Genomic DNA, 15,095 nt, shown 5'->3' with positions numbered 1-15,095 from the left:
CCGACTATCTTGCCGTCTTCGAGCTTCTCGACCTGGACTTTCAATTCTCTTAGAGTCTTATTGGAACGATTGCAAGGACTGAGGAGGAGGCAATAGAGACAGCTCTTTCAATTCTCTTAGAGTCTTATTGGAACTGCAGTCAACAATTCTGCAAATTTTGTTTCAAACGCCTTTCAATTCTCTTAGAGTCTTATTGGAACCTTGCGGAGACGGACGTTGCATACTACTTCATTGTGAACTTTCAATTCTCTTAGAGTCTTATTGGAACTTGCATCAAGGAATCTCGGCGGCTCACCAGGCTTCATGTTGTTCTTTCAATTCTCTTAGAGTCTTATTGGAACGCAAAGCTGAAGCAAGAGAATGAACAGCTGAAAAAGCCTTTCAATTCTCTTAGAGTCTTATTGGAACGTAGAGGCTGATTAGTCCTGCAACAACGACGTTTGCCTTTCAATTCTCTTAGAGTCTTATTGGAACGTTCTAATGAAAAAACAAATGCTTCTGTTGGGTTCGGCTTTCAATTCTCTTAGAGTCTTATTGGAACGCTCCTCATCAGCATTTACGCTGAACCGGTTGCAGCTCTTTCAATTCTCTTAGAGTCTTATTGGAACAGGGCGGGATTTTGCCTTATTTCCCCAATAAGAGTATAAAAACGCTTGAATTATAAAAGCTTTTTGCCGAAGGGTCAATAACAAAGCCAAAACAAGTCCTGGATTCAAGTGATTTCGTAAGCTCTTTCATGATGCAAACTCCCTGCTTCCCCAAATTTACAAAGTGTATAAAAATGTTCACAAGACTTCCAACGTCCAAAAAGCCCTTTAATTTCAAAAACCCAGCTTCTTTGTCTTCTAATTACAAAATGGTCAGATTTCCTCTGGGAAAGCATACCAAAGAAGCCTTGAAAATCCTCAATTCCAACCGTGCACATTCAAAACGCCATAGTTTTGAGGAAAATCTGTAACACAAAGTAATTTAATAACAAGTAATAACTAAAAACATCCAAAGAACCCACAAGCTGCTGTTCTACAATTAATGATTTCTTACAGCTGGAAATTGCAGAAGGAGCAAAACAAACAAGAATCAAAAAACATTCGACAAAATTAAGAAAGAAAGCTCATAGGAGAGGGTTCCTGAACTTCTTTCCGGGATAATATGCTATGCCCTCAAGCTCTTCCTCAATCCTGATGAGCTGGTTGTACTTTGCGTTTCTGTCGCTCCTTGCTGGAGCACCTGTCTTAATCTGCCCGGCGTTTATTGCTACCGCTAAGTCTGCGATTGTAGCATCTTCAGTCTCTCCAGAGCGGTGTGAGACAACAACTCCGTAACCAGCTCTGAAAGCCAAGTAAGCTGCATCGATTGCTTCACTTAAGGTTCCGATCTGGTTGACTTTTAAGAGCAGAGCATTTGCTGCTCCCATTTCAATGCCCTTCTTTAGCCTCTTCACGTTTGTAACAAAGATGTCGTCGCCAACGATCTGTATCTTCTTTCCAAGCTCTCTTGTTACCATTGCAAAGCCCTCAAAGTCTTCCTCGTGCATTGGGTCCTCAATTGAGACTATTGGATAAGTGCTGACTAATTCTTTGTAAAGGTCAATGAGCTCATCCCTTGTGTATTCTTTACCTCCAACGATGTATTTGTCCTTTTCAGCGTTGTAGAACTCGCTTGATGCAGCATCCAATGCAAATGCGATTTCATCTCCAACTTTGTATCCGGTCTCTTCAATTGCCCTGACGAGAGCTTCCAGTGGCTCTGTAACTTCCTTCATTGGCGGCGCAAATCCGCCTTCGTCACCAACGTTAACTGCCAGCTTTCCGTATTTCTCCACGAGAATCTTTTTGAGCGTGTGGTATGTCTCGCTGATCATCTGAATGCCCTCTTTGAAGCTCTTAGCACCGACGGGCATTATCATGAACTCCTGGAAGTCCAAATCATTTCCGGCATGAACCCCACCGTTGATGACGTTGCTCATTGGAACTGGCAATACATAAGCGTTAGTTCCACCGATGTACTGGTAAAGCGGCAAACCTAAGGTGTTTGCTGCTGCCTTGGCAACTGCTAACGAAACTCCCAAAATAGCGTTTGCTCCAAGGTTTGACTTATTCTCGGTTCCATCAAGCTCAATCATGAGCATGTCTATGTCTCTCTGCAGTGTTACATCCATGCCTATGAGCTCTGGGGCAATGATCTTGTTGATGTTCTCAACAGCCCTCCTAACTCCTTTTCCGTGGAATCTCCTTCCACCATCTCTAAGCTCCAAAGCTTCATGAGTTCCTGTTGATGCCCCACTTGGTACAGCAGCCCTTCCCATGGCAACTGGAGTGTAGACATCTACTTCTACTGTTGGGTTTCCTCTTGAGTCCAAGATTTCTCTTGCTACAATTGCGGTAATCTCAAACGGGTTCTCCATCTTAATCACCTCGAGTGATGTTGATCTTTAGGACTTAAAGCTTTTGCACTTCAAACTGGTTTGAAGCTATGAGCAAAGATAAATACTTTGAAGGTTATGGTTAGAAATAGGTGAGCACTGTGAAAAGATATGCCGTGGCTTTTATTTTAATCTTAGCATTGCTCCCCTTTGCTCAGGCGTGCTTTAGCCCGACTGATAACTTGGCTGTAGAGGTTTATTTCAACAAGCCAGGCATTGAATATAATCTTGAGCCCCTTACGAATGCGGAAAATGTCTTAATTGAAGATGGAAGACTAATTTACCATTCCCATTACGACGAAAGAGTTGCTGTTATACTTTGGGAAGATAACGGGCTCCACTTAAGGATTGAAATCCCAGTAAAAAACTGGAACTCAACTGTTCTCTCTGCGAAGTTCACAACTCCGATAATATTCCCAGAAAACAGCATCGAGAAAGCTAAGGAGCTTGGATGGGAGGTTGAAGGAAAACATGCTTTCAGAAGAGAGAACATTCTGGTTCAAATAACTCCTCAAAAAGGAAGAGAGTGCTCAAAAGATTCTGACTGTTCCACTGGGGGTTGCTCTGGAGAGATATGTACAACCAGAGAAAACGCAACAAAAGTAGTCTCAATTTGTGTTTATAGGGACTGGTATGAGTGTTTGAAGCTTACAAGTTGCGGCTGTGTGAACGGTGTGTGCACGTGGAAACCGAATGGTGCTTTTGAACAATGCCTTAAGGAGCATGGAATTGATCCAAATAAAGTTATAAAGATGCCACAAGCGGACGTTTACATTGCAATTTACGGGCAGAAGGAATTAAGTGAGGAAAAAAGAGCTGAGATAAAGGAACTGTTTTCAGTTTTGGGAATAAGCTGTGTTTTAGAGAACATAAAGTTTGAAAAGCGGGTTACCAGCATGCCGGAGGGGATTGTTAATCCATACACATTCAACTTTAAAGAAGCGCTGAGAGTTGAAATTGAATGGCTCAAAGAGAGTGGAATTTTAAAGATAAGCGATGAAGACATTGAAGAAATCGTAAAAGTTGCAAAGAGGGGCTATGCTGGCTACAACTCCCATATAGGGTGGTATGAAACCAAAGATGGCAAATATGCATGGATTCCCTATTATGAAAGCAAAGATGCTAAGCTTGTAAAATGCCTTGGAAAGCCAATGACATACCAATTGCCAAAAGGCACAGTTGAACTTGGGAAACCTTCACCGTCTCAATCCCCTTCAACTCCAAAAAGCCCTACCAGCAGTGCAATTTGTGGTACCGGTATTGTAGTGCTGGGAGTTTTACTACCTCTGTCTCTCAGGAGAAAGGATTAACTTTTTCCTTCACTTCAAATCATTTTGAAGCTTTAACAACCCTTAAATGTAATCATGAGTAATATTTTTGGTGAGAGCTATGCATAAAAGAAATATTGGGATAGTTCTCTTGGTTGTTGTGATAATCGTCGCTGGGTTTGTTGTCTCAAAGGTTTTTCAGAGCGGGGCTTCACTTAAGGTTGGAAATGAGCCGGAGTATCAGCCTCCGCTTTATGAAGAAAAAGGCTGGGATATTGAAGCTAAAAGAGTTACGTCCACACAAACGATGGCATATGCTCCAACGTATACAAAGCCGACTGCTACCCAAGCCTCAGTAGGAGTTACAAATAATGAAAAGCCTAAGGAAGTAATTCAGAGACTAAAGAAAGACTATTACGTCATTATTCAGGATGAAAATCCAGAAAAAGTAACCGAGGAAATAAAAGCCGAGGTGTATTCTCTTGGTGGGTATATTATTTCTGAACGTCTTACAAGGGGGCAGGACAGGACTGTCTACTACTTGGAGTTTAGGGTTCCGAACACAGCAAAAAATGAAAATAAAGTCGGAACCCTCCTGCAGAGGTACAACGTCAAAAGCCTCCGCTTGGACACTCAAGATGTGACAAGCAAATACAACCAGATTCTTGCTGAAATTGAGAGCCTTGAGGCTGAGAAAAAGAAGCTTTTGGAATTTTACAACCTTTCAAAAGATGTCGATGATCTTTTAAGAATTGAATACAGGATCTCTGAAATAAACTCCCGTCTGAATTACCTCTACCTCCAGAAGGATTACTATGAGAAAGTCACGGATTATATAACATATCACATTACAATAGAGAGCAAAGAAAAGCCTGTGTTCGAGATTGATTTAGACTTTAGAAAGACCATATACCAAGCTGTGGCAATACTGATTATGATAATTAGGGGTATTCTTGCCCTGCTGATAATAATATCTCCATTTGCAGTGCTTTATCTGGTTGGAAGAAGGCTGTACAAAAAGTATGGAATCAGAGCTTCAGAAGGTGTTGGGAAGGACTGACCTCCTCCCCGCCCTGAAGGGCGAGGGTTCCAACGACTTAACCCCTCGCCATTGGCGGTTCGGTTTGCGGGCCCATCACCTACTCCTGTCGCCAGCTTCGGTTCAGCCCGCAGGCCCGGTCTCAGGCCCATTACCCCTACCACAAAGGCTTGGGGTTATCGTATCTCAAACTCTAACTGCCCAAGAGGGCAGTTTTCGAAGGACGCCTATCGGCGTCTTCCCCTGCAAAAGCAGGAGACACGGTGAAAGCCCTCTAAGAGGGCTATCTGTGAAAGGACTCTTTCAGAGTCCATTACCACTCCAAAACTTAAAAGGCTTTCAGTGATTTGAACGGCAGACTCAAGAATACTACATCACCACCCTTAAAGGCGAGACGTTCAAAAGGAAAATGTAAAGAGTTCTTCTTTTTGTTTTTAGCATTCTCCAAATTCCTGGTTAACCTACCCATTTTTGAGGAAAAAGTTCTAAATATATGATAAGAATACTTAGTTTTTGGTGATGTGAATGGAAATTGATATTGCCAAGTACATTGATCACACCAATTTGAAGCCTTATGCAACAAAGGAGGATATAATCAGACTGTGCGAGGAAGCCAAAAAGTACGGCTTTTATGCTGTCTGCGTTAACCCCTACCGTGTAAAGCTTGCAAAGGAGACATTAAAAGGCACGGACATAAAAGTGGCATCTGTTATTGGATTCCCATTGGGGGCAACACCAACGGAGGTCAAAGTATTTGAGGCAAAGAAAGCCCTTGAAGATGGAGCAGATGAGCTTGATATGGTCATAAACATTGGGGCACTGAAGGACGGGGATTATGATTATGTTAGGAAAGACATAGAGGAGGTTGTCAAAGTTGCTCACGAAAAAGGGGCTATAGTCAAGGTGATCATTGAGACCTGTTATCTAACCGATGAAGAGAAAGAAATAGCATGTAAGCTGGCAATGGAAGCTGGAGCAGATTTTGTAAAGACCTCAACGGGGTTTGGTACTGGAGGTGCTACGGTAGAGGATGTTAAGCTTATGAGAAGAGTTGTAGGCGATAAACTTGGAGTTAAGGCAGCAGGTGGCATCAGAACATACGAGCAGGCTTTAGAAATGATAAAGGCGGGTGCAAACAGAATCGGCACCTCAAGCGGAGTGAAGATAGTGGAGGGTGCTAAGAGGTGAAGGAGGAAATCTACGAGCTTGTGAAAACAACTATCAATGAGCTTAGGGAAGAAGGCTTAAATCCGGATATAATGCTTGCAGGCCCAGAGTTCCTAAAACATGCATCTGAGGTGCTCAAAGAGTGTCATCTTGCCGTTTATGAGATAAAAGAGCTCAACTCTGATGCTGTGATAGCTGATTCCCAATATCTGGGGCAGCTGAAAAGGGCATCAAGAAGGATATCAATTGGGCTTCTTTTTAAAGAAAAAGATATGTGGGAGGAGATACAGAAGGTTTAAGTTTGGATGAGGTTCATTATGTCTGGATATCCTCTCTTTATTATATATCCAATTCCTCCACCCACGATTATGCCACTGACTGCTTGAAGTGTGTTTCCTGGAACTTCAACGAGTGCACTTGGATAACCATAGAAGAACACTTCAACAAGGAAGTATCCGGAGACCATTATGAACCCGCCGATTATAGTCCCTATGAGTATCCCAGTGAAATCTTCTCTTTTGTATGCTATGTATCCTACAACCAGCCCTTCAAGTCCTTTTATAATCAGTGTGAAAGGTGCCCAGTGGGCATAACCTGTAATCGCATCTGCCAGAGCTGAACCAAAGCCGCCTGCAAATGCTCCTATAAGGGGACCAAACAGCACACCGCTCAGCATGACCATTGTGTCTCCAAGGTTTATGTATCCTCTTGTCGGGGGTGTTGGGACCTGAATTACAATTGTCGCAACTGTGACTAAAGCTGTCATCACAGCTGAAATTGCAACAACTTGGGCCTTCTTAAACTCTTCTTTTTTAATTACAAAGATGTACGCAAAATATGCCAAAACGGCGAGTGCAAGAATTGGCTTAGCGTATGTTCCAATAACCTCAAACTCCATATCTCACCCCTCCGCTTTATTAGCAATTTCAAGTTAAAACTTGAAATTGATATTTATAAAGATTTTGCATCCAAGCGGGTTTAGAAATTAAGAAAGAAATGGGGAAATCACTTAAGAGCTGCTTTGAGGGCTTCTTCAAAAATCTCCATGGCGATATCAATCTCTTCCTTGGTAACGATCAATGGTGGAATGAATCTCAGTGAGTTGTCACCACAGCCGAGGAGGATTAAACCTCTCTTAGCGGCTTCTTTGACAACCTTGTTCCTGACCTCTGGGTTCTTCTCCTTTGTGTCCTTGTTCTTAACAAACTCCACCGCTTGAGCTAATCCGAGACCTCTTGCATCGCCGATAACTTCGTATTTCTCCTCAAACTCCTTGAGCCTCTTGTGGAGGTAATCGCCAACTTCCTGAACGTGAGGCAACAGCTCTTTGACAATTTCAACGACTTCAAGAGCAGCGGCAATAGCCACTGGGTTTCCACCGAATGTTGATGCATGCCTTCCGGGTTTGTCAAAAGCTATGTCAGCCCTGTGCACGACACCAGCTAATGGAATTCCTCCACCAATAGCTTTACCGAACTGGATTGTGTCCGGTGCGATGCCGAAGTGCTCAATTGCCCAGAACTTCCCAGTCCTTCCAACGCCCATCTGGACCTCGTCGTCTGCCAAAAGAATGCCGTACTTATCTGCAAGCTTCTTAAGCTCCTTGAAGAACTCCTTTGGTGGAACTACATAACCCCCTTCACCCTGTATCGGCTCAAAGACAATTGCTCCAACTTCCTCTGGTGGAACGTGCCTGAAGACGTACTCTTCAATGAACTCAATGACTCTGTTTACAAGTTCCTTAGGATCGGCATAACCGTCAATGTGCCACGGGTTTCTGTATGGGTTTGGGTATGGAACGTGCTCAACGCCGGGCATTGTTGGGAAGAATCTCTCCTGTTGAACCCACTTGCTTGCCGTTAAGCTGAGAACAGCCTGTGTTCTCCCGTGGAATGCATGGTAGAATGCTATGAATCTCTTTCTTCCTGTTCCGTACTTGACAAGCTTCATCATAACTTCATTAGCTTCAGCACCGCTGTTCTGATAGACTACCTTCTTTGGAAAGTCTCCTGGAGAAAGCTCAGCAAGCTTTTGAGCCAGGATTACAGCGTTTTCATAGAAGAAGTCGTTTAAGGCAAAGTGTGTGAACTTCTCGGCTTGTCTTTTTATAGCCTCAATGACCCGTGGGTGTACATGTCCAACATTAAGAACACCAACACCGCTTCCAAAGTCATAGAAAGCATTGCCATCAACGTCGTAGACCATAATTCCTTCTCCTCTCTCGATAACAATTGGCAAGGCATCTGGGTCTTGGGTTGTAACTGCTAAGAGCTCAAAGTTCCTCTCAATGACCTCTTTTGCCTTCGGCCCGGGAAGTTCTTTAACAACAGGTCTCTTCACCATTTTAGCTCACCAAAGAAGAGTTGCAGTTATGCTATATAATCCTATGCTCATTAGTGGACAGCTTTGTTCGAAAAAGTTTCGAGAAAAAGCAGAAAAAGTTGAAATTAGGCACCGTTCTTTTCCATCCAGCTCTCAATGAATTCCTTTGCAGAGTTTGCTGCAATTGCACCTTGACCTACTGCCACAGCAATCTGCTTGAAAACATTTGTTATATCTCCCGCGGCGAATATACCGGGAGCTTTTGTCCTCATGTACATGTCAACGGGTATGTAACCCCACTCGTCTGTAATGCCAAGATGTTTAACGAAGTCCGTCTTTGGCTCATAGCCGATGAATATAAACACACCATCAACTTTCTTCTCGAAAACCTCCCCAGTCTTTACGTTCTTAAGCACAACAGATTCAACTTTTTCCTTTCCCTTTATCTCAATTACAACGGTGTTTAAAATTGCTGGAATACCGGCTTCTTTGAATCTGTCCTGGAGAATCTTGTCAGCTCTGAACTTGTCCCTCCTGTGAACAAGTGTAACTTTAACGCCAATGCTGTGGAGATATAATGCTTCCTGCAGTGCAGTGTTTCCACCGCCGACAACTATCACTTCCTTCCCGACAAAGAGAGGTCCATCGCATGTTGCACAGTAGCTCACTCCCCTGCCCGTAAGCTCCTTTTCTCCTGGGATGTTGAGCTTTCTCGGCTCTGCTCCAACGGCTATAATAACGGTTTTTGCCTTGTAAACTCTACCATTCTTAGTGTAAACCATCCAGTAGCATTTCCCCTCATAGTACGGGCATTCTCCCTTTTCAATCCTCTCCACTTCATCGAATATCACATCAACGTTGTACTTTCTCACTTGATCGTACATCCTTCTGTTGAGCTCTGAGCCACTGATTCCCTCCGGGAATCCTGGATAGTTTTCAATGAGGTCTGTTAATGCCATGTTCCCCCCGAGGTCTTTGCTTATGATTATGGTCTCAAGTCCAAATCTCGCTGTGTAGATTGCTGCTGTATATCCAGCCGGTCCAGCACCGATGATTACAACATCCCAGGTTGTTTTTTCTTCCTTTCCTTTTGAAAAGCCTGTTAAACTGAACATCTTGACTCACCTCCAACCCTACATCCGATTGAACAATTTAAAAGCATTATTGGGCAAACTTGTGTAATAATTTCAAAGCAACTTAACCTGCTTATCCAAAATCAAGTGAAGTAGATATCCCATAAATGCCGCAAATCCTACAAACAGCCCCTCTTCCCAATGTAGCCCAAGACCATAAACTGGCAGAGCAAATCCAAGCAGACCGTATACACATGCAAAGCCCACTGAATGGACTATGCCCCTGTGTTTGGGCATTATTGTGGAGAAAATGTACCAGGAGGCGAATGCAAAAAGCACAGCAACTCCCCAGGCTATCGTTAAATTTGCCCATTCATATTCAGTTATTGAAATTTCGCTGAACTTCAGAAAAGCTGAAATTCCAATTGCAACCGCTACAATTGGCTTTGTTCCTCTATGAATAAGGGCATCTGGATGATCCATGTCCGGTAAGTCGCTTCCTAAGACGTAGAATGCATAACCGAGCGCCATTGCCATGAAACTAAGCTGGAAAGGCACATTTAAGTATGCTCTGAGGAGAGAGGCAGTCAAAACAGCAAGGGGGTATGTAATAATTCCCCCAAGCACATGCTCATCATAGTTCATTCACTTTCCTCCTCTTTCTTTTCCTGCTCAAGGAATCTTCTAACATAGTCTGGGACTTTGTAGTTGCCTTTCGGATCTCCAATGAGGAATCCCAACCTTATAAGTTCTTCAAGATGTTCGTAAACCTGAATACCTGGCTTTTTAACCTCTTTTGCAACCTGAATATAGCTTACTGGTCCTCCGTTAAACTTGTAGACTATCGCTTCAACCAAATCTCTGTAGTCTTTTGGAATCCTTGTTAGGTACTCCTCTAAGTTCTTTGGCTCTTCAAGAATTGTTGTAACAACGTAATCGTCAATGGGGTCAAATTTGTGTTTGCTGGCTTCGCTTAGCACGTAATGCAACAGCCTTAAAATCTGTCTGGGATTGCCTTTTCCAAGTTCGTGAATGAGTTTTATTGCCTCTTCGGTAAATGGATAAATGGGATCGTCTGTGTCCCTGATTCTGACTTTATTTAACCTCTTCTTGACAAGCTCAAATGTCTCCTCAAGACTCATAGGTCTGAGCTTGAATTCGTAATGTAATCTCATGAAAAATGCCGGGAAAATTTTTGTGTACTCCTCGTAAGCCTCCGGAATGCATGCGAAAGCCACTATGCATCCGGGAGGCATGTTGCTTATGAAGTGCCTCAGCATTTCAAAAAACTGTATTTTTTCCTGCTCCCTTGCACTCTGCATGTTCTCAAGCTCATCGAGGAGGAGGGCAGAATATGGATATTTGCCGAGCTCCTTTGTCAGCATTTCCGCTATATCCCTTGATTTATACTCCTGAGTTGAGGATAACATCTTTTCTAAGCGGTCAATAAAGCCAAGCTTTCTGCTCAAATTTTCCAAGAATATGTTTGTTCTGCTCTTTGGTGGCTTCATTGAATTAAAAAGATCTCGTGTAATTTTTAAAATATCATTGGTGTCCACCTTGACGTAGATTGCTTTCCCTCCCCGTTCGCTTATTGCCTTGGCAATACTTTTCAGCCTCTGGGTTTTTCCCATTCCCAAGGGTCCAACGATGGAAAATGCAATTGAGCTTTTATTGCCGATTACCTCGGATATTATCATCGACAGCTTCATATCAACCTCTTGGTAAACATGAATGCTCTCTATGTCCTCGATTCCCTCACTTGCAAGTTCTCCAAATGGATTTCTTGACAGGCCGTATACCTCATAGGAAGGAGAGGGATAAACTTTAAGTGTGCTTGGCTTTTCCATTTTACCCACCAAGTTTAAATTTTGGAATGTATAGATATAAAAGCTTGTTCATGGGAGGTGAAAAAATGACAACGTTACTCGTCACTGTGCCTTCGGGCAGGGAGGGAGATGCAAGTTTAGAACTCGAATGGGCATTGGGTGATGTCAAGATAAGAAGAACAAGATGGAGAGGTGTTTTAATCGTTAAAACCGGTCTAAAAAAAGAGGAAGCTTTGGAAATTTTAAAGGGCTTTGAAACAACTGCAATTTTCAAGATCATCCCACTTGAGAAGTTTGTCAGGAGCAGGAAGGAGGATATAATTGAGGAAGGCTTCAAACTTGCAAAGGCCAGGATTAAAGAAGGTGAAAGCTTTGCCGTTCGTTGTAAAAGGAGAGGAAACTGGATACGCTCAAGCAAGGAAATAGAGATTGAGCTTGGTGCAAAGATCAAGGAAAACTTGAATGCTGTGGTAAACTTGGACAATCCTGATTGGTATGTGTGGATCGAGGTTTTGGGGAACAGAACAGCGATTAGTATCATCAAGCCAGATGAGATAATTAAAAAAGAAGTTGAGCTTTAAGCAATTTCAATTTTGGGTCTGATTGCATATACTGTTTTGTCTTCCCCTACACCCTCCATTAAACCACGGTGTCTTCTTACACAGCTTTCACATTCTCCGCAGTGGATTGGCTTTCCATCCTCTGTGAAGCCTTTTGGCATATAGCATGAGTTTGAATATTCGTATTTTGCATTCAGCTCCTTCAAAAGCTTTGCAATACCTTTTTTGTCGAGATTTATCAGGGGTGCAACAACTTTGACTTCACTCAACGCTCCATATCTCAGCATCTCGTTCATCTTTTCAACAAATTCTGGTGTGTTATCTGGAAAAGTTGCACCTTCTTCTGCGTTGAATCCTACTATAATGTCCCCCCCTCCAAGGGCATCCAAAAGTGATGCCGCCACAGAGATCAACACTACATTTCTCGCTGGAACCCAAACGCTTTTAGCAGTTTCTTGAGCTCTCTCCATGTTTTCTAAGTCTCTTGCTGTAACTCTTGGTGTTTCTCCTCCGACTAATGTAGTTCCCCTAAGCTTGGAGAACTCTTCTAAGAAATCGAGCTTAATAATTTTGAGTGGAATGTTCAGCTCTTTTGAGAAAAACTCTGCTACCTTGTTTGTTGCTCTCTCCTCGTTGCTGCCATAATTTATCGTGAGCATGATAACTTCATCATAATTTTTCTTTGCCCAGTATAAGCAAGCTGTTGAATCTAAACCACCACTAAACAAGACAACTGCTCTCCTCATTTTTATCCCTCCAGGGCTATTCCCACTATCTCCTCTATGCTATTAAACCCTTCCTCATTTAAAAATCTCCCTATTCCTTCATTGATTTCTTTAAAAACTTTAAATCCTCTCAATGAGACTGCAGTTCCAATCTGCAGAGCCTTTGCACCCGCCATTAAGAACTCAACGGCATCCTGCCATGTCGTTATCCCTCCAACTCCAATGATATCGATATCAAGAACTTTTGCCAAATCATACACAGCTCTCAGGGCAATTGGCTTGATTCCTGGCCCAGAGTAGCCACCAACTTTGTTGCTCAAAATTGGTCTTCTCGCGTAGATATCAATTGCAACAGCTTTGACCGTGTTAATGGCTGAAACGGCATCAGCTTCTGCCCTTTCTGCTGCCAGCCCGATTTTTGTTATATCATCAATGTTTGGGGTTAGCTTCGCTATTACTGGCTTATCCGTTGTGTCTTTAACGGCTTTAACAACCTTGTACACCATCTCTGGGTTCTGCCCAATTTCCATGCCGTAACCTTTGGCATGGGGACAGCTTAGGTTGAGCTCAAAGGCATCTGCGACTTCGCTCAGCTTTTCAGCAAGAAAAGCAAACTCCCGCTCATCTTTTCCAAAGATTGACACTATAACGGGAAAATCAAATTTTTCGTTTTTGAATTCTTTATAAAACGCTTCCCATCCAGGATTTGGAAGCCCCATAGCGTTAATCAGACCGTAAGGAAGCTCAACTATCGTGGGATTATTGTAGCCTTTTCTCGGTTCAATCCCAATTGATTTTGTCACAACAGCTCCAGCTCCTTCCTTGTGTGCTCGCCTAAGTAAGTCTGGGGTCATGTCCGCGACACCAGAAGCTAAGATGAGGGGATTCTCAAGTTTAAGTTTGGCAACTTCAATGCTCAGCATTTTTTTACACCTAAGTGATAAAAGAGAGTCTACTGTTTAATAAGTTTTGCCTCATTCATTTGTAAAACATGAAAATTCTTACGGCGGCGGACGCGCCCGAGGGTGGGAACCCTCCTCCAGCGGCTTCCACCGGGACTCCCTCGCCCCCGCTACCCCACGAGCGCCGAACGTCCCGCCTACCGCTGCTCCCTTCCGGGCCTTGCGGGGTTCGGCGGGCAAAGGGCGTTAGCGGAGCCCTTCAGCTCCGCCCCGCCCACCGCCGGCCCCGTGGGACGAGGGCTCATCGTTTACCCCGGCTTCCGCCGCTGGATTCAGGAACCGCCCCTCGGGCTTCGGCCCCCGCATATCGACGGTTTCGGGTTACAGGGGACGCCGAACCCCCCAGCCTAGTCCGCCGCCATTTAAAAGTAGAGAGGATGGTTATATAAAGGTTTGGTACAACTCAAAAATTCAACAATCTTATTAGGAAGGAGCTCATATATTTACGAGGGCTTAAAAATGACACCATCTGAGGCTTTGTATTATATACTGCTGGGTATGTTCTTGGGAATGACTGGACAGATGATAAGGGTGATTATTGGGGTTAAGAAAGTTCAAGAGAAAGCTGTTTCAGAAGGAAGAGAATTCAAAGAAGCTTTTGACATGAAGAGGCTTGTTATCAGCATGTTAATTGGCGCAACCGCTGGAGTTTTGGGTATTGTTAGCCTCTATTGGGGTGAGCAGGAGATAACCAAGGAAATGGCTCTGGGATTGATTGCAATTGGTTACTCCGGAACCGACTTCATCGAAGGACTTTTCAGAACAAAAATTCAACCAATGCGGAAAGAAAAGTCTACTCCTTCTTCGACTCTCCAGTCATGACCGCTGAAGCTATCATGTGGGCTAATCTGAGAGGTTCTGGAATTAAAGAGCTTTTTTGAGTTATTTTGATTATTTCCTCTGCCGTTTTTGGTTCAATTCCATAAGCTTGGTAGAACAACTTCCCGGGGATTAGCTCTTTTATTTCTCCGCCTTTTCTTAGCAGCCTAATTCTTTCTTCAGCATCTGGAAAATGCTTTTTCAAGGCGTTCTCCATGGCTTTTAACTCTGGTCTTTTTCTAATAACAACAATAACAGGTAAACCTGTCTCCTTGCTGAGCTTCTCGATGTCAACGATATTAAAGCCGGCATATGTTATGCCCTTCAGCATTATTACTCTCAAATCTTTAAAGCGGGAATTCACAATAGCGTCAATCATCTTTTCTGTTGCATCTCTCCCGTCAACTTCAATCCATCTGCATAGAATTCCAACAACGTCCTGAGAGCCTTTCATAACAACTCCAATAAGGATGGTCTTGTTTCTTTCCACCTTGGATTTAAAAGAAAAAGTACCGTCATCAAAACCAATGACCCTGATCTGGGGCTTTACCTTTCTGATCATTTTGTGACCTCTAACAGCCACTTGAGGTATTCTTTATTTACGGTGTCGACATCAATTCTAATTATTGCTGGAACTGTGTAGGGGTGTTTTTCTTTGAGTTCCTTTTTAAGCTCCTCCCAAAGCTCGACTTTTGTCTTAAGGATTGCACCTACCTCGGTATCCTCCTCTATTTTGCCTTCCCACCAGTAAAACGCCTTATGCTCTCTTAAATTGACACACGCTACAAGCTTTTTTTCAAGCAGCTCTTTGACTATCCTTTCTGCACTCTCCCAATCCGGAAATGTCGTATACACGAGTATCATCTCACTCATTTTCACACCTCCGTTTATAACCTCCCAAGGATAAAC

16 protein-coding genes, 1 other RNA gene and 1 CRISPR repeat array (1 of these 18 only partly in view) are annotated in these 15,095 nt (G+C 43.2%); of the genes, 6 read left to right on the top strand and 11 right to left on the bottom strand.

All coding sequences use genetic code 11. The features are described 5' to 3' along the window. Positions 1-608: direct repeats of the CRISPR family, unit length 30 nt; unit sequence CTTTCAATTCTCTTAGAGTCTTATTGGAAC; it reaches 97 nt to the left of the window's first position. Between the two features lie 503 nt (positions 609-1,111). Then, positions 1,112-2,404, bottom strand: a complete 1,293-nt coding sequence (eno, locus tag TERMP_RS07645; protein WP_013467817.1) for a phosphopyruvate hydratase — start codon at positions 2,402-2,404, stop codon at positions 1,112-1,114. Between the two features lie 119 nt (positions 2,405-2,523). Between eno and TERMP_RS07640 the strand changes: the two genes are divergently transcribed. The 4 genes from TERMP_RS07640 (at position 2,524) to TERMP_RS07625 (ending at position 6,195) form a co-directional block, all read left to right on the top strand. After that, positions 2,524-3,732 (top strand): CGP-CTERM-anchored Cys-rich protein, encoded by a 1,209-nt coding sequence (locus TERMP_RS07640; RefSeq protein ID WP_013467816.1) that lies wholly within the window; start codon positions 2,524-2,526, stop codon positions 3,730-3,732. A gap of 79 nt (positions 3,733-3,811) precedes the next feature. After that, positions 3,812-4,750 carry a DUF4349 domain-containing protein gene (locus tag TERMP_RS07635; protein WP_013467815.1) on the top strand — a complete coding sequence of 313 codons (939 nt, stop codon included), beginning with the start codon at positions 3,812-3,814 and terminating at the stop codon, positions 4,748-4,750. A gap of 504 nt (positions 4,751-5,254) precedes the next feature. Continuing rightward, on the top strand, positions 5,255-5,917 hold the full coding sequence (deoC, locus tag TERMP_RS07630) for a deoxyribose-phosphate aldolase (RefSeq protein ID WP_013467814.1): 663 nt from the start codon (positions 5,255-5,257) through the stop codon (positions 5,915-5,917). Continuing rightward, complete coding sequence (locus TERMP_RS07625) at positions 5,914-6,195, top strand: family 4B encapsulin nanocompartment shell protein (protein ID WP_013467813.1); 282 nt, start codon at positions 5,914-5,916, stop codon at positions 6,193-6,195. Before deoC ends, TERMP_RS07625 begins: the two co-directional genes overlap by 4 nt. Here TERMP_RS07625 and TERMP_RS07620 read toward each other — a convergent pair. The 5 genes from TERMP_RS07620 to TERMP_RS07600 all read right to left on the bottom strand — a co-directional run bounded on the left by TERMP_RS07620 (position 6,192) and on the right by TERMP_RS07600 (position 11,141). Continuing rightward, positions 6,192-6,794 carry an ECF transporter S component gene (locus tag TERMP_RS07620; RefSeq protein ID WP_013467812.1) on the bottom strand — a complete coding sequence of 201 codons (603 nt, stop codon included), beginning with the start codon at positions 6,792-6,794 and terminating at the stop codon, positions 6,192-6,194. The genes TERMP_RS07625 and TERMP_RS07620 overlap by 4 nt on opposite strands. A gap of 107 nt (positions 6,795-6,901) precedes the next feature. Further along, positions 6,902-8,239, bottom strand: coding sequence for an ornithine aminotransferase (locus tag TERMP_RS07615; protein ID WP_013467811.1), 1,338 nt, complete (start codon positions 8,237-8,239; stop codon positions 6,902-6,904). 104 nt (positions 8,240-8,343) lie between these two features. Next, positions 8,344-9,333 carry a thioredoxin-disulfide reductase gene (trxB, locus tag TERMP_RS07610; protein ID WP_013467810.1) on the bottom strand — a complete coding sequence of 330 codons (990 nt, stop codon included), beginning with the start codon at positions 9,331-9,333 and terminating at the stop codon, positions 8,344-8,346. Between the two features lie 72 nt (positions 9,334-9,405). Beyond that, positions 9,406-9,936 (bottom strand): metal-dependent hydrolase, encoded by a 531-nt coding sequence (locus TERMP_RS07605; RefSeq protein WP_013467809.1) that lies wholly within the window; start codon positions 9,934-9,936, stop codon positions 9,406-9,408. Continuing rightward, the gene (locus tag TERMP_RS07600) at positions 9,933-11,141 is read right to left on the bottom strand and encodes an AAA family ATPase (protein WP_013467808.1); all 1,209 of its coding nucleotides are present in this window, start codon (positions 11,139-11,141) and stop codon (positions 9,933-9,935) included. Before TERMP_RS07600 ends, TERMP_RS07605 begins: the two co-directional genes overlap by 4 nt. Positions 11,142-11,206: 65 nt before the next feature. Here TERMP_RS07600 and TERMP_RS07595 point away from each other — a divergent pair, with 65 nt between their 5' ends. Beyond that, positions 11,207-11,701, top strand: a complete 495-nt coding sequence (locus tag TERMP_RS07595; RefSeq protein WP_013467807.1) for a THUMP domain-containing protein — start codon at positions 11,207-11,209, stop codon at positions 11,699-11,701. Here the strand turns inward: TERMP_RS07595 and queC are convergent. The 3 genes from queC to ffs form a co-directional block, all read right to left on the bottom strand. Beyond that, on the bottom strand, positions 11,698-12,426 hold the full coding sequence (gene queC, locus TERMP_RS07590) for a 7-cyano-7-deazaguanine synthase QueC (RefSeq protein ID WP_013467806.1): 729 nt from the start codon (positions 12,424-12,426) through the stop codon (positions 11,698-11,700). The two genes, TERMP_RS07595 and queC, sit on opposite strands and share 4 nt — an antisense overlap. 2 nt (positions 12,427-12,428) lie before the next feature. Beyond that, positions 12,429-13,328 (bottom strand): dihydroorotate dehydrogenase, encoded by a 900-nt coding sequence (locus TERMP_RS07585; protein WP_013467805.1) that lies wholly within the window; start codon positions 13,326-13,328, stop codon positions 12,429-12,431. An 84-nt stretch (positions 13,329-13,412) separates the two neighbouring features. After that, positions 13,413-13,725, bottom strand: an RNA gene (gene ffs, locus TERMP_RS11420) — signal recognition particle sRNA. Between the two features lie 101 nt (positions 13,726-13,826). On the opposite strand from ffs, the gene TERMP_RS07580 reads away from it, so the two are divergent. Next, positions 13,827-14,189 (top strand): hypothetical protein, encoded by a 363-nt coding sequence (locus TERMP_RS07580; protein WP_148221081.1) that lies wholly within the window; start codon positions 13,827-13,829, stop codon positions 14,187-14,189. Here the strand turns inward: TERMP_RS07580 and TERMP_RS07575 are convergent. Together TERMP_RS07575 and cutA are read right to left on the bottom strand one after the other, a co-directional pair. Further along, positions 14,161-14,748, bottom strand: coding sequence for an endonuclease dU (locus TERMP_RS07575; protein WP_013467803.1), 588 nt, complete (start codon positions 14,746-14,748; stop codon positions 14,161-14,163). The genes TERMP_RS07580 and TERMP_RS07575 overlap by 29 nt on opposite strands. Continuing rightward, positions 14,745-15,050: a divalent-cation tolerance protein CutA gene (cutA, locus tag TERMP_RS07570; protein WP_048159969.1), complete on the bottom strand. Its 306-nt coding sequence runs from the start codon at positions 15,048-15,050 to the stop codon at positions 14,745-14,747. The genes TERMP_RS07575 and cutA overlap by 4 nt, the downstream gene beginning before the upstream one ends. Between the last annotated feature and the right edge of the window lie 45 nt (positions 15,051-15,095).

Source organism: Thermococcus barophilus MP (assembly GCF_000151105.2).
In the GTDB taxonomy this organism is placed as follows: domain Archaea; phylum Methanobacteriota_B; class Thermococci; order Thermococcales; family Thermococcaceae; genus Thermococcus_B; species Thermococcus_B barophilus.
This window is presented reverse-complemented; position numbering and strand designations above follow the sequence as displayed.